Raw genomic sequence first — 17636 nt, 5'->3', positions numbered from 1 at the left:
GTTCTTTTCGCCTTTCCCTCACGGTACTGGTTCACTATCGGTCAGTCAGGAGTATTTAGCCTTGGAGGATGGTCCCCCCATATTCAGACAAGGTTTCACGTGCCTCGCCCTACTCGTCATCATTATGTGTGCCCTTTCGTGTACAGGACTATCACCCACTATGGTTGCACTTCCCAGAGCATTCCACTAAAACACACATAACTTAATGGGCTTTTCCCCTTTCGCTCGCCGCTACTGAGGGAATCTCAATTGATTTCTTTTCCTAAGGGTACTGAGATGTTTCACTTCCCCTCGTTCGCTTCGTATGACTATGTATTCATCATACGATACCTACCTTAAGGTAGGTGGGTTTCCCCATTCAGAAATCTCCGGATCAAAGGATATTTGCCGCCTCCCCGGAGCTTTTCGCAGGCTATCACGTCTTTCTTCGCCTCTGACTGCCAAGGCATCCACCACATGCACTTAATTACTTGACTATACAACCCCAAACAGTCATTAATCCCTACAAGTAGGATTAAGACAATTAAATAAATAATCAATGATTTATTTAATCTACAGTTCAAAGTCTCGTGCACTTAAGCACTGTACAGCTTCAATCTAAATTCATATACCAAAACGCTTGATTCAGTTAATTTGCTAGTTCTCATTTCAATTCGTAATTAAATCGTAACACCGAAGCATTACTGTCAATCTTGAATTAAATGAGTTGAACAATTTATTTCAGACTCAATTTTTGCCAATCTGTTAATGAATTAATGCGTCTTCGTCAGACCGCACTAAATACTGTGATATTTAAATCACAGAACTTAATAAGCTTATACTTACTAAATTCTGTAATCTTTAGCTTAAAGCTCCAGTATATGTGTGCCTGCGCACAGCATAGCTGTTTGCTTAAATTTCAAGGAAAAACGTTGTTTTTCTAATCTTGAAATTTGGTGGAGACTAGGAGAGTCGAACTCCTGACCTCCTGCGTGCAAAGCAGGCGCTCTACCAACTAAGCTAAGTCCCCAGCTTATCATCTGTGATTCGATGTATCTTCAATTCCTGTAACTTGATTGATTCAATCTAGGTCAAAGTCATGGTGGGTCTGACAAGACTTGAACTTGTGACCCCACGCTTACGGTTAGACTACCTACTTCTGGTGCAACAAACTCCCATGGTGTGACGGGCGGTGTGTACAAGGCCCGGGAACGTATTCACCGCGGCATTCTGATCCGCGATTACTAGCGATTCCGACTTCACGCAGTCGAGTTGCAGACTGCGATCCGGACTACGATCGGCTTTTTGAGATTAGCATCACATCGCTGTGTAGCAACCCTTTGTACCGACCATTGTAGCACGTGTGTAGCCCTGGCCGTAAGGGCCATGATGACTTGACGTCGTCCCCGCCTTCCTCCAGTTTGTCACTGGCAGTATCCTTAAAGTTCCCATCCGAAATGCTGGCAAGTAAGGAAAAGGGTTGCGCTCGTTGCGGGACTTAACCCAACATCTCACGACACGAGCTGACGACAGCCATGCAGCACCTGTATGTAGATTCCCGAAGGCACCAATCCATCTCTGGAAAGTYTCTACTATGTCAAGGCCAGGTAAGGTTCTTCGCGTTGCATCGAATTAAACCACATGCTCCACCGCTTGTGCGGGCCCCCGTCAATTCATTTGAGTTTTAGTCTTGCGACCGTACTCCCCAGGCGGTCTACTTATCGCGTTAGCTGCGCCACTAAAGGATCAAATCCCCCAACGGCTAGTAGACATCGTTTACGGCATGGACTACCAGGGTATCTAATCCTGTTTGCTCCCCATGCTTTCGCACCTCAGTGTCAGTATTAGGCCAGATGGCTGCCTTCGCCATCGGTATTCCTCCAGATCTCTACGCATTTCACCGCTACACCTGGAATTCTACCATCCTCTCCCATACTCTAGCTAACCAGTATCGAATGCAATTCCCAAGTTAAGCTCGGGGATTTCACATTTGACTTAATTAACCACCTACGCGCGCTTTACGCCCAGTAAATCCGATTAACGCTCGCACCCTCTGTATTACCGCGGCTGCTGGCACAGAGTTAGCCGGTGCTTATTCTGCGAGTAACGTCCACTTATCCCAGGTATTAACCAGGTAAGCCTCCTCCTCGCTTAAAGTGCTTTACAACCAAAAGGCCTTCTTCACACACGCGGCATGGCTGGATCAGGGTTCCCCCCATTGTCCAATATTCCCCACTGCTGCCTCCCGTAGGAGTCTGGGCCGTGTCTCAGTCCCAGTGTGGCGGATCATCCTCTCAGACCCGCTACAGATCGTCGCCTTGGTAGGCCTTTACCCCACCAACTAGCTAATCCGACTTAGGCTCATCTATTAGCGCAAGGTCAYAAAGATCCCCTGCTTTCTCCCGTAGGACGTATGCGGTATTAGCAYCCCTTTCGGAATGTTGTCCCCCACTAATAGGCAGATTCCTAAGCWTTACTCACCCGTCCGCCGCTAGCTCAGTTACCGAAGCAACMTCGCCCGCTCGACTTGCATGTGTTAAGCCTGCCGCCAGCGTTCAATCTGAGCCATGATCAAACTCTTCAGTTAAAATCATTTCGAGTTTTACAAGTAAAACTCTTAAGCTTGGCTCATCAATTTTCTGACTTAAATTTCGCTCAAATAAACTTCGAGTAATTTAAACCAATCAATCAATGAAAATAATTTCGATCAATCAATCAGTAAAAATCCACACAAGTTGTTCTTCATAATCTCTTAATGATCTTCTCGATGCTTCGTCAGCATCAAGCTAGGTCGGCTATATTACGCTTTATTTCTAAAGTGTCAACTGGTAATTTAAATTATTTTAAACTTACTTTCTAAAACCCAACTCAATCAATATCAATCAAGTCATTGTTTTATCAGAAGTTTTAATCTGCATCACCGCCGATGGATGTGCATTATAGGACAATTATTTTAACAAGCAACCCCTCTTTTTAAGTTTTATGCGTTTTTCAGTTCGAGTGGTTATTTATTCAGCAAAATATTTTAAATCTGTATCATTCTTGCTCAAAATTAACAGTAGGCTTATTTTAAAATATTAGCTACACGATTTTTATGTTCGTTCGTGTTGTGCCCAATGACTCAAAATTTTAAATAATAAACTTGCTGTCATTTGTAGCAATGCTAACGCCTACTTTTGTGTGCTTTACCCACATCGAATCTTTATAGCACTACATTCCCTATTTTATCTTACGCAAAATGGGAACATGACACGCCAAAGCTTTGCATCATAGACAATCATGTGATGGCACAACAATTTAAAAAAGCCAAGCGTTCACATCACAACTATGACAATCACTCTATTTCACTCAGAAATATTGCTCAGACCAACTACCAAATCTTAATTTTTTTACGCTTTCTTCAGTACAAGAACAACTTACTCTAAATACTCAAGTACAATTTCCTGCCTTATCTATTAGCATGAACAATCTAGACTGTGAAACAGGAAGCGCATTTTGCATCTATAAGAAGAATCAAAATTATGCCTTTAAAGTTAATATGGAAAGCTTAACCCAGTCTAAAGTGGCTTTGTTGCATAAATGTGTAAGCATATGATTTAAATAAATTTAATTCTGGATCAAAAATAATCAAAACTTTTAAAATCATATAATTATGAAATCTTTGTGCAACAAAGCCTTTTTAAACTAATAAGGCTTTCATAAATTTCAGGCATAAAAAAACCGCTTAACGCGGTATCTTTATTGATTTGACCATATCTGTTTAGCAGCTATTCTATTTAGAATAATGGTCGGAGCAGTAGGATTCGAACCTACGACCCCCTGGTCCCAAACCAGGTGCACTACCAGGCTGTGCTATGCTCCGTTGATCTCTTAAAGAGATTGGGGTGAATGACGGGATTCGAACCCGCGACAACTGGAATCACAATCCAGGGCTCTACCAACTGAGCTACATCCACCATCAAGTTGGGTTCTTTTATACCAAGCCACCAACAATAATGGCGCGCCTGACAGGATTCGAACCTGTGACCATCCGCTTAGAAGKCGGATGCTCTATCCAACTGAGCTACAGGCGCATGACCGATGATACATAATATCATGCGATACGTTGCCTTGAAGAATTGGTCGGAGCAGTAGGATTCGAACCTACGACCCCCTGGTCCCAAACCAGGTGCACTACCAGGCTGTGCTATGCTCCGATTCATCTCAGCTTTTTGTATATCGCACATCGTGCGGTACGGTGTGCATTCTAGGCGCGACGCCCGGAGACGTCAACACCTATATTTAAAAAAAATTAAAAAAAAGCTTCAACCGTATATTTATCAAACATTTTTTGATATTTTTCAATCAATTTTAGCGTTTTAAGCTCGCACTGAAATTCAACATACGATCTAATGGTAATTTAGCACGTTCTGCCAAAGCAGGTTCGACGAATACTTCTTGATCCCCCGTTTGCAATACATGCAAAATTCCATCTAATTCATTCATCGCCATCCACGGGCAATGTGCGCATGAACGACAGGTTGCCCCCTCGCCAGCAGTTGGGGCTTCAATTAGAATTTTATTTGGTACAGCTTGCTGCATCTTGTAGAAAATACCACGGTCAGTTGCCACAATTAAACGCTCGTGTGGCAAAGTTTTTGCCGCCTGAATAAGTTGTGAGGTACTGCCTACTGCATCAGCCACATCAACAACAGATTCTGGTGATTCTGGATGCACCAAAACTGCTGCATCAGGATACAAGGCTTTCATATTGGCAATACCGCGTGAACGGAATTCTTCATGCACAATACACGAGCCTTCCCAAAGCAGCATATCTGCGCCAGTTTTCTTTTGAATATAGCGTCCTAAGTGCTGATCTGGCGCCCAAATAATTTTTTCACCTAAACTATCGAGGTGTTCAATAATTTCAACCGCACAGCTTGAGGTGACGACCCAATCCGCACGTGCTTTTACCGCAGCTGATGTGTTGGCATAAACCACGACTGTATGATCAGGATGCGCATCACAGAAGCGGCTAAACTCATCGACAGGGCAACCTAAGTCTAGTGAACAAGTTGCTTCTAAAGTTGGCATAAGAATGGTTTTTTCTGGCGATAAAATTTTGGCAGTTTCGCCCATAAACTTTACCCCAGCCACGACTAACGTGGTTGCCGCATGATCACGACCAAAACGTGCCATTTCCAATGAATCTGAAACACAGCCACCTGTTAATTCAGCCAGTTCCTGTACTTCAGGATCGCAATAGTAATGGGCGACCAAGACAGCATTACGCTTTTCGAGTTCTGCTTGAATTTGCGCAAATTTTTCCTGCTTGGCTTGCTCACTCAAATGATGTTCTTTGGTTTCGCCCAAGCGATCTAAATGCGCCTGCACAATTGATTTGGCTTCATTGGCAATTAAATTGGTCGCATCATTCATAACAACGTCTTCTCTATCTTCATGCTTGCCCGAACACAAGCTTACTCAAGTCACTGATGATATGGGGGCAATTTACTCATTCACCAGCCCTTTGCCAATTGAATGCTAAAAAAGCCTCACAACGGAGGCTTTATCACTCAATTTGAATTTTACGAGCGGTAATCCGCGTTAATCTTGACATAATCGTAAGATAAGTCACAAGTATAGACTGTATCTGTCGCTTGACCACGTCCTAAATTAACACGAATGGTCATTTCAGTTTGCGCCATGACGCGTGCGCCTGCTGCTTCGGTATAATCGGCTGCAGCACCGCCATCTTTACAAATTTGCACATCATCTAACCAAACCTGAATTTTTTCAACGTCTAAACTTGGCACGCCTGCATAACCAATCGCAGCAAGAATACGTCCCCAGTTTGGATCTGAGGCAAAAATGGCAGTTTTTACCAATGGTGAATGGGCGATGCTGTATGCAATATCACAACATTCTTGGATATTGGCACCACCTTCAACACGTACTGTAATGAATTTTGTTGCACCTTCACCATCACGGATAATCAGTTGCGCCAAACGCAACATAACACGATTCAAAACATCCAACACCACAGCATAACGCGGGTCATTTTCACTGCAAATTTCAGTGCCACCCGCCTGACCTGTCGCCGCCAAGATACATGAATCATTGGTCGAGGTATCGCCATCTACAGTAATACGGTTAAACGATTGTTCTACGCTGTGTTTGAGCAATTGCTGCAAGATGTCACGTTGAATAGGTGCATCGGTTGCAACATAACTAAGCATGGTCGCCATATTCGGACGAATCATACCTGCACCTTTAGAAATGCCTGTCATGCTATAAATAATGCCATCTAACTCAAACTGCTCAGAAGCACCTTTTGGTGTGGTATCTGTGGTCATAATACCTGTCGCAGCATCATGCCAAGCATCCTCACGTAAAGATGCCAACGCAGGCGCTAAGCCGGTAACCAAGCGTTCAATAGGTAATTGTTCTCCAATCACACCTGTAGAAAATGGCAAAACTTCTTGGGAAGATACACCCGCCAATTCAGCCAATTTGGCACAGGTGGTTTCTGCATTTTGCAACCCCAATTTGCCTGTACCCGCATTCGCATTACCTGTGTTAATGACCAAATAACGCGGATTGCCTTGAGTCAAATGTGCTTTAGATACATGCACAGGCGCGGCGCAGAATGCGTTTTGAGTAAATACACCCACCACATTTGAGCCTGCTGCAAATTCAAAAATAACCAGGTCACGTCGGTTCTGATAACGCACATAAGCCTCTGCTGAACCAATTTTTACACCTTTGACCACATGCATATGTGGCATAGAGACGTCACCAACTGCCATTTTGAAATTTCCAGTATAAATTTGAGAGTGTCACAGCTTAGTGGAAATTGAAGAAAAAATCGAGCATTCACCCTATATGATTCTACTTCTGTTCATGAACAAGGTCATATATAAAAAACCAGCCCGTTTGGACTGGTTTTTTATCTTCACTTTAATACGTAAGCACCTGAAGTTATACTGATTGGGCTCAATTTGGATTATGGCTTGGTCGCAACCACGGTTTCACCCAATAAAGCTTGTTTTGCACGTTCTTGACTTGCTGCAGATAAAGCAGGATTAGCAGCCACAATACGATTTACATTTGCAGCATTCGCAGGTGCAATCGCTGCGGTATGCAGCACGATTGGACGCTGATCTGGATTAGCAAAGGTATAACGAATACCTGTGCGTGGGCTTGCCACAGTCACATGACCATTATCCACCTGTACCTGAGCTGTAGTCGCGCCCACAGCAGCTTGTACCTTTGCAGGCGTTGTCGTGGTTGTCGCATTTGCAAATGCGAAGCTAGGCAAGCTCAAGGCAACAATCATTAAAGGTTGTAATACTTTTTTCATTTTTTGTTCCACACGTGGATATTGCATTTGCAACTAAATAGCATTTAATTCCAAAATCTGCAAATGCTATACACATCTTGCAAAACTATTACCACAAAGATTTTTGCAGCAAAACACAAAAAAGCAGAACCGAAGTTCTGCTTAAGTTGCAATAAGTCAGGTTTAGATTTTACCGTGACACTGTTTATATTTTAATCCCGAACCGCATGGGCATGGCGAGTTACGACTTACAGGCGGCACAATAGTTTGTTCAGCTGCACTATACTGTGGTTCTGATTCAAAGGTTTCGCCCGTTAAACCGTCTACATCGGCATGTGAAAGATTAAGCTGCATCGCTTCTGCTTGCGCTTGCTGTTGTGCTTCCATTGCAGCCAATTCTTCAGGTGTCGGTACATGCACACGCGAAAGATCGGTGACGACATCGGCTTTAATCACACCCAACATATTCACAAACAAGTTAAAGGCTTCTTTCTTATATTCTTGTTCAGGGTTCTTTTGTGCATAACCACGTAAATGAATCCCTTGACGCAAATAGTCCATAGCCGCTAAGTGATCTTTCCAGTGACGATCGAGTGAACTGAGCATAAAGTGACGTTCTAACATCGCGGCAGATTCTTCACCCATTTGCTCACGACGTGCACGGTAACGCGCCACAATTTCATCGGCAATACGCTCAACCAAAGCTTCTTCATCTAGGCGACGATCATCCTCAAGCCATTGGTTAATGGGTAAATCAATGCCTAAATCATCACGCAAGGCACGCTCTAAACCATCAATATCCCACTGATCATGAATGGATTCTGGTGGAATATAATTGGCGATCATGCCTGTGACCACTTCACGATGCATTTCTTCAATGTAGGCTTGCAACGTGCTTTCTGCCAGAATATCATCACGCTGTGAATAAATAATCTTACGTTGTTCGTTATTTACGTCATCGTATTTCAACAAGTTTTTACGAATATCGAAGTTACGTGCCTCAACTTTGCGTTGTGCATTTTCGATAGAGCGTGACACCATTTTGTGTTCAATTGCTTCATCTTCCTGCAAGCCCATGGCACGCATCATTGCCACCACACGATCACCTGCGAAAATACGCATTAAGTCATCTTCAAGTGACAAATAGAAACGCGACACGCCTGGGTCACCCTGACGACCTGCACGACCACGCAACTGGTTGTCAATACGGCGCGATTCATGACGTTCTGAGCCAATAATGTGTAAGCCACCTGAACTTAACACCATGTCATGGTTTTGCTCCCACTCCGCTTTTAAGCGTGCTTCATCTTCAGGGGTTGGATTTTCAATTTTAGCCAGCAGTGCTTTCCAGTTACCACCTAGCAAAATATCTGTACCACGACCTGCCATGTTCGTGGCAATGGTCACCGCACGTGGTGCACCTGCTTGCGCAATAATGTCAGCTTCGCGTTCGTGTTGTTTCGCGTTCAATACTTCGTGCTGAATACCCGCTTCGCGTAATTTATCCGATAAAATTTCTGAAGCTTCAATGGTCGCTGTACCAATTAGAATGGGTGCGACACCTGCTTCATGCACACGCTTAATTTCTTGAATAATCGCGTTGTATTTGCCTGTACGATTTAAATAAATTAAATCGTTTTGGTCATTACGAATCATTGGTCGGTGCGTTGGAATAATGACAACATCTAGACCATAAATTTCTTTCATTTCTGCAGCTTCAGTGTCTGCAGTACCCGTCATTCCCGATAGTTTTTTGTATAACCGGAAATAGTTCTGAAAGGTTGTGGTCGCTAAAGTCTGGTTTTCAGGCTGAATTTCCAAACCCTCTTTGGCTTCTACCGCTTGGTGTAAACCTTCAGACCAACGACGACCAGGCATGGTACGACCTGTGTTTTCATCAACAATAATCACTTCACCATCATGGATGATGTAATGCACGTTGCGTTGATACAAGAAGTGCGCACGAATAGCTGCAGATACGTGATGCACCAAATTCAGGTTAGATGCAGAATACAGACTTTCGCCTTCTGCCAATAAGCCCATTTGGATTAATTCATTTTCTACCGTTTCATAACCAATTTCAGTCATTTCTACAGTACGTTGTTTTTCATCAATCCAGAAATGTCCACCATCAGCTACTTTTTCTTCTTTTTGCGGATGCAATTTTGGCGGAATAGTATTGATCGCTGCATATAAATGAGATGAGTCATCGCTTTGACCAGAAATGATTAATGGTGTTCGTGCTTCATCAATTAAGATCGAGTCGACTTCGTCAATAATGGCATAAGTCAGACCACGCTGTTTTTTTTCGCTTAACGAAAACACCATGTTGTCACGCAAGTAGTCGAAACCAAATTCGTTATTGGTACCGTAAGTGATGTCTGCGCGATAAGCCTGTGCTTTTTCAGTCGGGTCTTGCATGGAATAGATAATGCCAATGCTTAAACCTAAAAACTCAAATAAAGGGCGGTTAAGTTCAGCATCACGTTGTGCCAAGTAGTCGTTCACAGTAATGACGTGCACACCCTGGCCACTTAAAGCATTTAAATAACAGGCCAAAGTCCCCATTAGGGTCTTACCTTCACCTGTACGCATTTCTGCAATTTTACCTTCGTGCAAGGTAATACCACCAATCAACTGCACGTCATAGTGACGCATGCTCATGACACGTTTGGCAGCTTCACGACATACTGCAAATGCTTCTGGTAATAACTTATCTAAACTTTCGCCTTTGTTATAACGTTGTTTGAATTCTTCGGTTTTTGCAGATAAGTCTGCATCGCTTAAGGCAGATATCGTCGGCTCGAGCGCATTAATCTTGTCTACGATTTTACGCATGCGTTTGAGTTCGCGCTCATTTTTAGTACCGAAGATTCCTCCGATCAGACTTGCCAACATGAATAAACTCTCTAAATCTTGCTTGTCAAATAAATAGGTTTTTCTTAGGGGTTATTATGGTGCTAGAAATTTGAAGTACAAGGGTTTTGCACAAAAACCTATTAAAAAATCCAATCTCTACTTGCCATTTCTCTCTGCTAAGTGGCAGTTAATGTAACAAATTTCGAGCGGACGATATATAGCAATCACACATGAATCTATTTTGAAAATGCAATAAAATGAAACGCTATATTCAATTTATTCATATGTACATGCAAAAACACTATTTAATTTTGCAAAAGGATTAGCACATAGTAATACACAAACATCAAAACAATACAGAGGTACACAATGACAATTCGCTTAGGTGACATCGCACCCAACTTTACGCAAGATTCAAATGAAGGCCCCATTGATTTTTATGAATTTTTAGACAACAGCTGGGGCATTTTATTTTCGCATCCTGCCGACTACACCCCTGTCTGCACCACCGAGCTAGGTTATACTGCAAAACTAAAAGATGAGTTCAGTAAACGTAATGTTAAAGCGATTGCACTTTCTGTAGACGATGCAGAATCTCACAAAGGCTGGATTCAAGATATTAACGAAACTCAAAATACGACAGTTAATTTCCCAATTCTTGCCGACCAAGACCGTAAAGTGTCTACTTTGTATGATTTTATTCACCCGAATGCCAGTGAAACACTGACTGTACGCTCACTGATCATTATTGATCCGAATAAAAAAGTACGTTTGATCATCACATATCCTGCATCTACAGGGCGTAATTTCCATGAAATTTTACGTGTGATTGACTCATTACAACTGACTGACAATTACAAAGTTGCAACCCCTGCTAACTGGCAAGATGGTGAAGATGTGGTCATTGTGCCTGCCATTCAGGACGAAGCAGAGCTTAAAGAACGCTTCCCAAGTGGATATAAAGCCATCAAGCCTTATTTACGTTTGACCAAACAACCGAACCGCACTTAATTAAGTGTTACATGAGCAAGCCTATCTTCGGATAGGCTTTTTTATGCTCCAATTCCGTTAATCCGATTGTGATTGGCGACACACAACAGATCAGGTATAAGCAAAATAACATTCATAAAAAAACGTCATTTTGTGATCTACAACATTCATCATTTACATTGCGGCACGTTTTGCCCAATCTGTGCGCCTTTATTTGGACAACAAGGTTGGCAGGCAAAATTGGTCTGCCATTGTCTATTATTAGAAACAGACCAAGGCTTGGTCTTGGTCGATACAGGCTTAGGCGTTGAGGATTATTTACATCCCAAACAGCGTTTAGGCACATTACTGACCCATACCGCTCGGATTCAACACGACTTAAGCCAGACCGCACTCAAGCAAATCCAGCAACTTGGTTATCAGGCCAGTGATGTGCAACATATTTTGGTATCGCATTTGGACTTTGATCATGCGGGTGGGATTGCTGATTTTCCAAACGCGACTGTGCATATCCTCGCGAGTGAATACAAGGCAGCCTGCAATTTAAAGTCTTTAAAAAATCGCATGCGTTATAAACCTAAGCAATTTCAGCAACATACTCATTGGGATTTTTTAGAACCAACACGAAGTGAAGCTTGGTTTAATTTTAATCGTGTGCAAGGTTTAACAATTTTTAAGGATGAAATTTTACTGATTCCTTTGCCTGGACACTCCGCTGGTCATTGTGGCATTGCCATTCGGCAGGCACAGGGCTGGTTATTTTTCTGTGGCGATGCTTATTATGCGCAAGCACAGCTAGACCCTAAACAATGCTTCCCAGCACTACATACAGTTGAGTATTTGTTTGCAGAAAATAATTTAATGCGTTTAACGACTTTAGCGAATATTCAGCATTTGGCTCAAACTGCACCACAAGTTGAGATTATTTGCGCACATGATCCAATTGCCTTAGCGCAATATCAAATACCAAAAGCCTAAATAAAAAAGGATTTAACCTGAAAGATTAAATCCTTTTTTAATAAACATCTTGATCGAATGATCTAGTCACGTTTATCTAACGGCACCCAATCAATCACCCATGCAGATTTCATATTCAAACTTGGGTCTGCGGTAATTTTCTTACGGGTTGCATCGGCAGCATCACGGTCTTTAGATGGCCCAACCATAATCCGAACCCCTTTAGACGTTGGACTTTGGGTGACTTTATAACCTTTGGCTTTCAGTTTTGCCGCCAAAGCATCGGCATTGGCTTGGTTAGCAGCCAAAGCCACTTGTACCATCCACTGCTTATCACCTTCTTCCAATAACTTACGTGCTTTTTCAGCTTCAGCCTTTTTCTTGGCAGCTTCTTCAGCTTTGCGTTTTTCCTCAGCTTTACGTTTTTCTTCGGCAGCCTTACGTTCTGCTTCTTTTTTCGCTTCTGCTGCTTTGCGCTTCTCTTCGGCAATGCGTTTTTCTTCAGCTAAACGCTTTTCATCTGCTGCTTTTTTCTCTGCAGCACTCCGCTCTTGCGCAGCTTTTAACTCAGCAGCTTTTTTGGCATCCGTTGCCTGTAGCTGCTCTAACTTCTTTTGTTGAGCGGCTTTTTCTTCAGCCAAACGCTTTTGCTTAACTTGTTCATCTTCGACCAATTCAGGCGGAATATTGTCAGAACTTTGCTGCTGACCAGAACGTAAGGCATTTAAGGCAGCATATTCTTCTGCAGCTTTACGCGCTGCTTCAGCTTCTGCCTGTTGCTGCATTGCTAAAAACTCAGCTGCACGTGCTTCTTGCTCTGCCACTGCTTTTTCACGCGCACGGCGCTGCTCTTCAAGCAGACGCTGCTCGGTTTGCACATCGACAGTTAAAGGTTGCAATTGCACCATTTCTGCCTGATTGGCATTTTTATGTTGAACTTGTTCGGCTTGGCTTGGGGTTTTCACATTATTTTGATGTATTTCTTCTTGCCCTTTTAAAAGCAATGCTGCCAATAAAACACCACCACCTAATAAAACAACGCCACCCATCCAGCGTTGTTTGTTATTCATTGACATTCTTCCAAATACTCCCATACCGCTTCTAAGGTATGAAATGATCCACATACCAAAATCAGCTGATTATTTTTAGTTTCATCCAGTGCTGATTTAAAAGCCAATTGTATACTGTCGAAGTGTTGTATTGTTTCGCCTTGCAAAGCTTGATCCAAAATTGTGATCTCTGCCGCACGAGGCACATTTAGTGTGGCAATTTTCCACATTACGACACTATCTTTCAATAACTCAACCACAGAATTTATATCTTTATCTGCAAGCATTGAAAAAACACTGATTACTTCAGTGTACTGTTTATTGTAATTTAAGAAATTGCGCAATTGCTTTAACAAAAATTCAACGCCATGCGGGTTATGTCCTGCATCAAAAATCACAGTTTTGCCCTGAATTTGACGAATTTCAAAACGCCCTGACAATTTAGCTGTTTGAATACCTTGTGCAATCGCATCTTGGGTGATTTCTAAACCGCTACGCAAGACTGCTGCCACCGCAGTTGAAATATTATCGAGTGCTAAGCTGCCTGTTGGAAGTTTTAAAGTGCAGCCCGATGCAGCAAACATCCACGACTCACCATCTTGCATTTCTCGATAAAAATAATCACGATTCAAAACAAATAAGGAGGCATTGCAGGCTAATGCCTTATCTTGAATAGCCTGAGGCAATTCTTGCTGACCTGCAAAAATAACAGGAATGTGAGGACGAATAATGCCTGCTTTTTCATAGGCAATTTTTTCGATGCTATCGCCCAACCAATCGACATGGTCTAAACCAATATTGGTAATAACCGCCACATCTGGATTGACGACGTTAACCACATCTAAACGCCCACCTAAACCGACTTCAAGCACCCACACATCGCAGTCACGTGCTTTAAAAATCACTAAGGCCGCCAAAGTCGTGGCTTCAAAGAAAGATAAACTCAGATCGCAATCACGTCGCGCTTGATCGACTTGAACAAAAGCATCAATCAAACTTTGGTCATCGACCTCGACGCCTGCTAATTTGACTCGTTCATTAAAACGGTAAATATGTGGCGATTGGTACAACCCAACCCGATAACCCTGCGCATTTAGAATAGCCGCTAAAGTGGTTGTGGTTGAGCCTTTGCCATTGGTTCCCGCAACTGTAATGACTTTGGCCTTAGGATGGGTTACCCCCAGTTTTTCTGCAACAGGAATGACCCGTTCCAAACCTAAATCAATACCCGTAACGTGAACATGGCTCCAATAATTGAGCCATGTGTTTAAATCATCGGTTGCAAGAGGCGCTGTGTTCAAGGCAAGTTCATCAGTTTCGCAAGAATACGATAAACTGTATCACGTAATGCATGACGATGGACAATTTGATCGACCACACCATGATCAAGTAAGTATTCTGCACGTTGGAAAGGCTCTTCCAGTTTTTCTCGTACAGTTTGCTCAATCACACGTTTACCCGCAAAACCAATCATGGCTTTAGGTTCTGCAATGTGTACATCACCCAACATCGCCAATGATGCAGTTACACCACCGTAAACAGGATGAGTTAATACCACGATGTACGGCAAGCCTGCTTCTTTCATGCGTTGAATTGCAGCAGAAGTACGCGCCATTTGCATTAAAGACAACATGCCTTCTTGCATACGCGCACCACCCGATGCTGCGAAGCAAACTAATGGTTGTTTTTGCTGAATCGCACGTTCAGCGGCTTGCACAAAACGGTCACCAACGACAGTACCCATTGAGCCACCCATAAAATCAAACTCAAATGCGCAAGCAATGACTGGCATATTTTTTAATAAGCCCTGCATCACCACTAAAGCTTCGGTTTCACCCGTCTTCTTTTGCGCTTCCGTCATACGCTCTGGATATGCTTTGCTATCTACAAATTTAAGTGGATCTTTAGCAGAGAATTCTTGACCTAATTCATTTTGCACTTGGTCAAAGAACCAAGTTAAACGCTCACGCGCTTTCATGCGTAAATGTTCATCACATTGTGGACATACATAAGCGTTGAATGACATTGCTGTACGTGTCACCAAGGCATGACATTCTGGACATTCAATCGTTGGTTCAGTAAAGATCGCTTTTAATGATTGTTGCTCATCTGGTGTTTCAATACCAGGTACACCACGTTCAGTCCACGGCGTCGATGGGCTTAGAATTTTCCCTGTTTTCACGTCTTGACTCATACTAACTCATCGAGCGCAGCTCGAAGCTCCTTCACTTTATTAACCGTTGCAATGACGGCTTGTTCTGGTGCTAAGCTCGCAAATTGTTTTACAAAAGCACTTCCGACAATAACTGCATCGGCAGCCGCGCCCATTGTTTTGGCAGATGCAGCATCACTGATACCAAAACCCACACCTACAGGCACGGTAGTTACAGCTTTAATCTGTTGGATGCGGGCCGCAGCTTCTGCAACATCAAGTGTTGCTGCACCCGTCACGCCTTTCAAAGAAACATAGTAAATAAAGCCACTGGCTTGGTTTGCCACAAATTGAATACGCTCTGGTGTAGAAGTTGGCGCTAACAAGAAAATTTGATTCATCCCGTATTTATTCAGCACTTCATCAAACTCTTGGGCTTCTTCAGGCGGTAAATCGACCAGAAGTACACCATCTACACCACAGTCATGTGCATATTCAACAAACTTTTCATAACCAATGACTTCTACAGGGTTTAAATATCCCATCAACACCACAGGCGTTTCCTGATCTTTTTGACGGAATTCTTTGACCATGTTTAAAGCATCTAGCGTATTGGTTCCACCTGCCAAAGCACGCTCTGCRGCAAGGGCAATCACTGGACCATCGGCCATTGGGTCTGAAAACGGCAAACCTAATTCAACGATGTCTACCCCTGCCTCGACCATTTGATGTAACAACGGAACTGTGACTTCTGGATGGGGGTCACCTGCCATAACATAAGAAACTAAAGCCTTACGTTGTTGAGATTCAAGCTGTGCAAATCGTGTGGCTAAACGTGACATAGGGTTGTATTTTCCTTGAATGATTAAAACTGAAACATTTGCTATTGTAGAAATACAAATTAACCCATTGTAACGCTATTTTTTACTCAATGAATAGCGTACAGGCGTGGGTTACTGCATTTCTATTTGCAAAACGATTTATTCAGAACAACCGCGAGGCTACATTTACTGATATTTGCACTTTTTTCTCAATGATCAAAGATGCCTAATTTTGCCTGCTTATCGGTTTTTGAAACTTGCTCAATCGTGCTTTTAAATTTAAAAATTTTGATAAAAATAAACAACTTCAGGATTTATCATAAGCTGTATCAACCTTGCAAAAGCTGTTTCAGTTGTGGCTGCAAACCGCTTATCTTCAATCTGTTAACGCAAAATGACCTGTTGATCATGAGCCAATTGATCCGATTTATGGCGCACCTTGCTGTATAGAAAATGCATCATTCTCTGCTTGCTGCAATTGCTGTTTACGTTTTAGCAGCGTCTGTCCTGTGCAGGCTTTATAAGCACGTGCCAAAGCCGACTGGTCTGAATACCCCAACAACTGTGCAATGTCGCTTAGACTCACATTTTGTTGTAGTAAGTTTTCACAGCGCTGCATCCGTTCTATTTCCAGAATCTGTTTAAAACCCGTACCTTCCTGTTTAAGCTGACGCTGTAACGTACGATCTGAACGAAATAAACGCTGTGCCACCCATTCAATATTCGGTACTTGCTGTTCATAACGTAAATAATGTGCCACCAGCTCTTGGACTTGTTGCCGCACGGTTTCTAATTGAGGTTTGAGCGCAATCGCATCTTCGGCCTGTTTGGTGAGTAAATGAATTAAAGAGGCATCGGCCTGCTGTGGTTTTAAACCAAGACTTTCTAAATTTAAAACAATTTGATATTCCGGTTGTTTAAATAAAACCTTACAAGCATAGAATTTTTCATAATGCATCATCGCCATACGCGGTGCGTGGGCAAAATGAATTTCCCGTATCGGAGAGTGTTGAAAATTAAATATTTGCATCGCCAATTGAGTCATACAGGCAAACGTCATTTCATGAACCAAGCTGTATTTTTCATCCACCAATGGCCATGATAAATATAAGGCATCTAGTTGTTGTTCCAGCCGCATCGGTACTGCTGCCGTACCATCTACCACCAAACGACTAAAACGCATCATATATTGAATGGCTTCTGCAACACTATTACTACGCGATGCCATATAGCCAAGCACGCCAAAATGTTCAGGCTGAATATAACGTGCCAATTCAAAAACGAGCGTTGGACAATCTAAAAACTGAATACTGTGTTGGATGATCTCGTTAAAAAACTGATAAGACGATTGGGTATCCATAGGCAATGCCAACACATGTTGTAACTGCTGCAATTGTGCAGGCGAAAATCCAAGCTGCTCAGGAACTCTGCCCCGTGCTGATAAATAGCGTAAATAAAGTTGATAATAGCCATTTGGAATTTGAATTTCGCTCATGTGCTTGCTCATC

11 protein-coding genes, 5 tRNA genes, 2 rRNA genes and 1 pseudogene are annotated in these 17636 nt (G+C 42.7%); 3 read left to right on the top strand and 16 right to left on the bottom strand.

Translation table 11 applies throughout. The features are described 5' to 3' along the window. From BJN41_RS05015 to BJN41_RS05005, 3 genes are all read right to left on the bottom strand, one after another. Positions 1–476: ribosomal RNA gene (locus tag BJN41_RS05015) — 23S ribosomal RNA — on the bottom strand; the annotation flags it as partial. 457 nt (positions 477–933) lie between these two features. Beyond that, positions 934–1009, bottom strand: a tRNA-Ala gene (locus tag BJN41_RS05010). A 39-nt stretch (positions 1010–1048) separates the two neighbouring features. Then, positions 1049–2566 (bottom strand): 16S ribosomal RNA (locus tag BJN41_RS05005). A gap of 858 nt (positions 2567–3424) precedes the next feature. Here BJN41_RS05005 and BJN41_RS16075 point away from each other — a divergent pair. Continuing rightward, positions 3425–3574, top strand: a pseudogene (locus BJN41_RS16075) (YfiR/HmsC family protein); the annotation flags it as partial. Between the two features lie 190 nt (positions 3575–3764). On the opposite strand, the gene BJN41_RS05000 reads toward BJN41_RS16075, so the two are convergent. The 8 genes from BJN41_RS05000 to secA form a co-directional block, all read right to left on the bottom strand. Further along, positions 3765–3841 (bottom strand) — tRNA-Pro (locus tag BJN41_RS05000). Positions 3842–3859: 18 nt separating this feature from the next. Then, positions 3860–3935: transfer RNA gene (locus BJN41_RS04995), tRNA-His, on the bottom strand. Positions 3936–3975: 40 nt separating this feature from the next. Beyond that, a tRNA-Arg gene (locus tag BJN41_RS04990) sits at positions 3976–4052 on the bottom strand. A 46-nt stretch (positions 4053–4098) separates the two neighbouring features. Continuing rightward, positions 4099–4175 (bottom strand) — tRNA-Pro (locus BJN41_RS04985). 154 nt (positions 4176–4329) lie between these two features. Next, positions 4330–5397 (bottom strand): quinolinate synthase NadA, encoded by a 1068-nt coding sequence (gene nadA, locus BJN41_RS04980; protein ID WP_070153869.1) that lies wholly within the window; start codon positions 5395–5397, stop codon positions 4330–4332. A gap of 149 nt (positions 5398–5546) precedes the next feature. Further along, positions 5547–6767 carry a bifunctional glutamate N-acetyltransferase/amino-acid acetyltransferase ArgJ gene (argJ, locus tag BJN41_RS04975; protein WP_070153867.1) on the bottom strand — a complete coding sequence of 407 codons (1221 nt, stop codon included), beginning with the start codon at positions 6765–6767 and terminating at the stop codon, positions 5547–5549. Between the two features lie 197 nt (positions 6768–6964). Beyond that, a complete protein-coding gene (locus tag BJN41_RS04970) occupies positions 6965–7321 on the bottom strand; it encodes a hypothetical protein (protein ID WP_026438260.1) in 357 nt (118 codons plus the stop codon). Positions 7322–7483: 162 nt separating this feature from the next. Next, a complete protein-coding gene (secA, locus tag BJN41_RS04965; RefSeq protein ID WP_070153865.1) occupies positions 7484–10198 on the bottom strand; it encodes a preprotein translocase subunit SecA in 2715 nt (904 codons plus the stop codon). A 330-nt stretch (positions 10199–10528) separates the two neighbouring features. Here secA and BJN41_RS04960 point away from each other — a divergent pair, with 330 nt between their 5' ends. Beyond that, positions 10529–11170, top strand: a complete 642-nt coding sequence (locus BJN41_RS04960; RefSeq protein ID WP_070153863.1) for a peroxiredoxin — start codon at positions 10529–10531, stop codon at positions 11168–11170. A 132-nt stretch (positions 11171–11302) separates the two neighbouring features. Continuing rightward, the gene (locus tag BJN41_RS04955) at positions 11303–12127 is read left to right on the top strand and encodes an MBL fold metallo-hydrolase (RefSeq protein ID WP_070153862.1); all 825 of its coding nucleotides are present in this window, start codon (positions 11303–11305) and stop codon (positions 12125–12127) included. Between the two features lie 62 nt (positions 12128–12189). Here BJN41_RS04955 and BJN41_RS04950 read toward each other — a convergent pair whose 3' ends face one another. From BJN41_RS04950 to BJN41_RS04930, 5 genes are all read right to left on the bottom strand, one after another. Next, positions 12190–13176 carry an SPOR domain-containing protein gene (locus BJN41_RS04950; protein WP_070153861.1) on the bottom strand — a complete coding sequence of 329 codons (987 nt, stop codon included), beginning with the start codon at positions 13174–13176 and terminating at the stop codon, positions 12190–12192. Further along, on the bottom strand, positions 13173–14456 hold the full coding sequence (gene folC, locus BJN41_RS04945; protein ID WP_070153860.1) for a bifunctional tetrahydrofolate synthase/dihydrofolate synthase: 1284 nt from the start codon (positions 14454–14456) through the stop codon (positions 13173–13175). Before folC ends, BJN41_RS04950 begins: the two co-directional genes overlap by 4 nt. Next, positions 14453–15349: an acetyl-CoA carboxylase, carboxyltransferase subunit beta gene (accD, locus tag BJN41_RS04940; protein WP_070153858.1), complete on the bottom strand. Its 897-nt coding sequence runs from the start codon at positions 15347–15349 to the stop codon at positions 14453–14455. Before accD ends, folC begins: the two co-directional genes overlap by 4 nt. After that, on the bottom strand, positions 15346–16149 hold the full coding sequence (gene trpA / locus BJN41_RS04935) for a tryptophan synthase subunit alpha (RefSeq protein ID WP_070153856.1): 804 nt from the start codon (positions 16147–16149) through the stop codon (positions 15346–15348). The genes accD and trpA overlap by 4 nt, the downstream gene beginning before the upstream one ends. Before the next feature lie 406 nt (positions 16150–16555). Next, the gene (locus BJN41_RS04930; RefSeq protein WP_081406281.1) at positions 16556–17623 is read right to left on the bottom strand and encodes an AraC family transcriptional regulator; all 1068 of its coding nucleotides are present in this window, start codon (positions 17621–17623) and stop codon (positions 16556–16558) included. Positions 17624–17636 lie beyond the last annotated feature (13 nt).

This window comes from Acinetobacter towneri, assembly GCF_001758345.1.
In the GTDB taxonomy this organism is placed as follows: Bacteria; Pseudomonadota; Gammaproteobacteria; order Pseudomonadales; family Moraxellaceae; genus Acinetobacter; species Acinetobacter towneri_A.
This window is presented reverse-complemented; position numbering and strand designations above follow the sequence as displayed.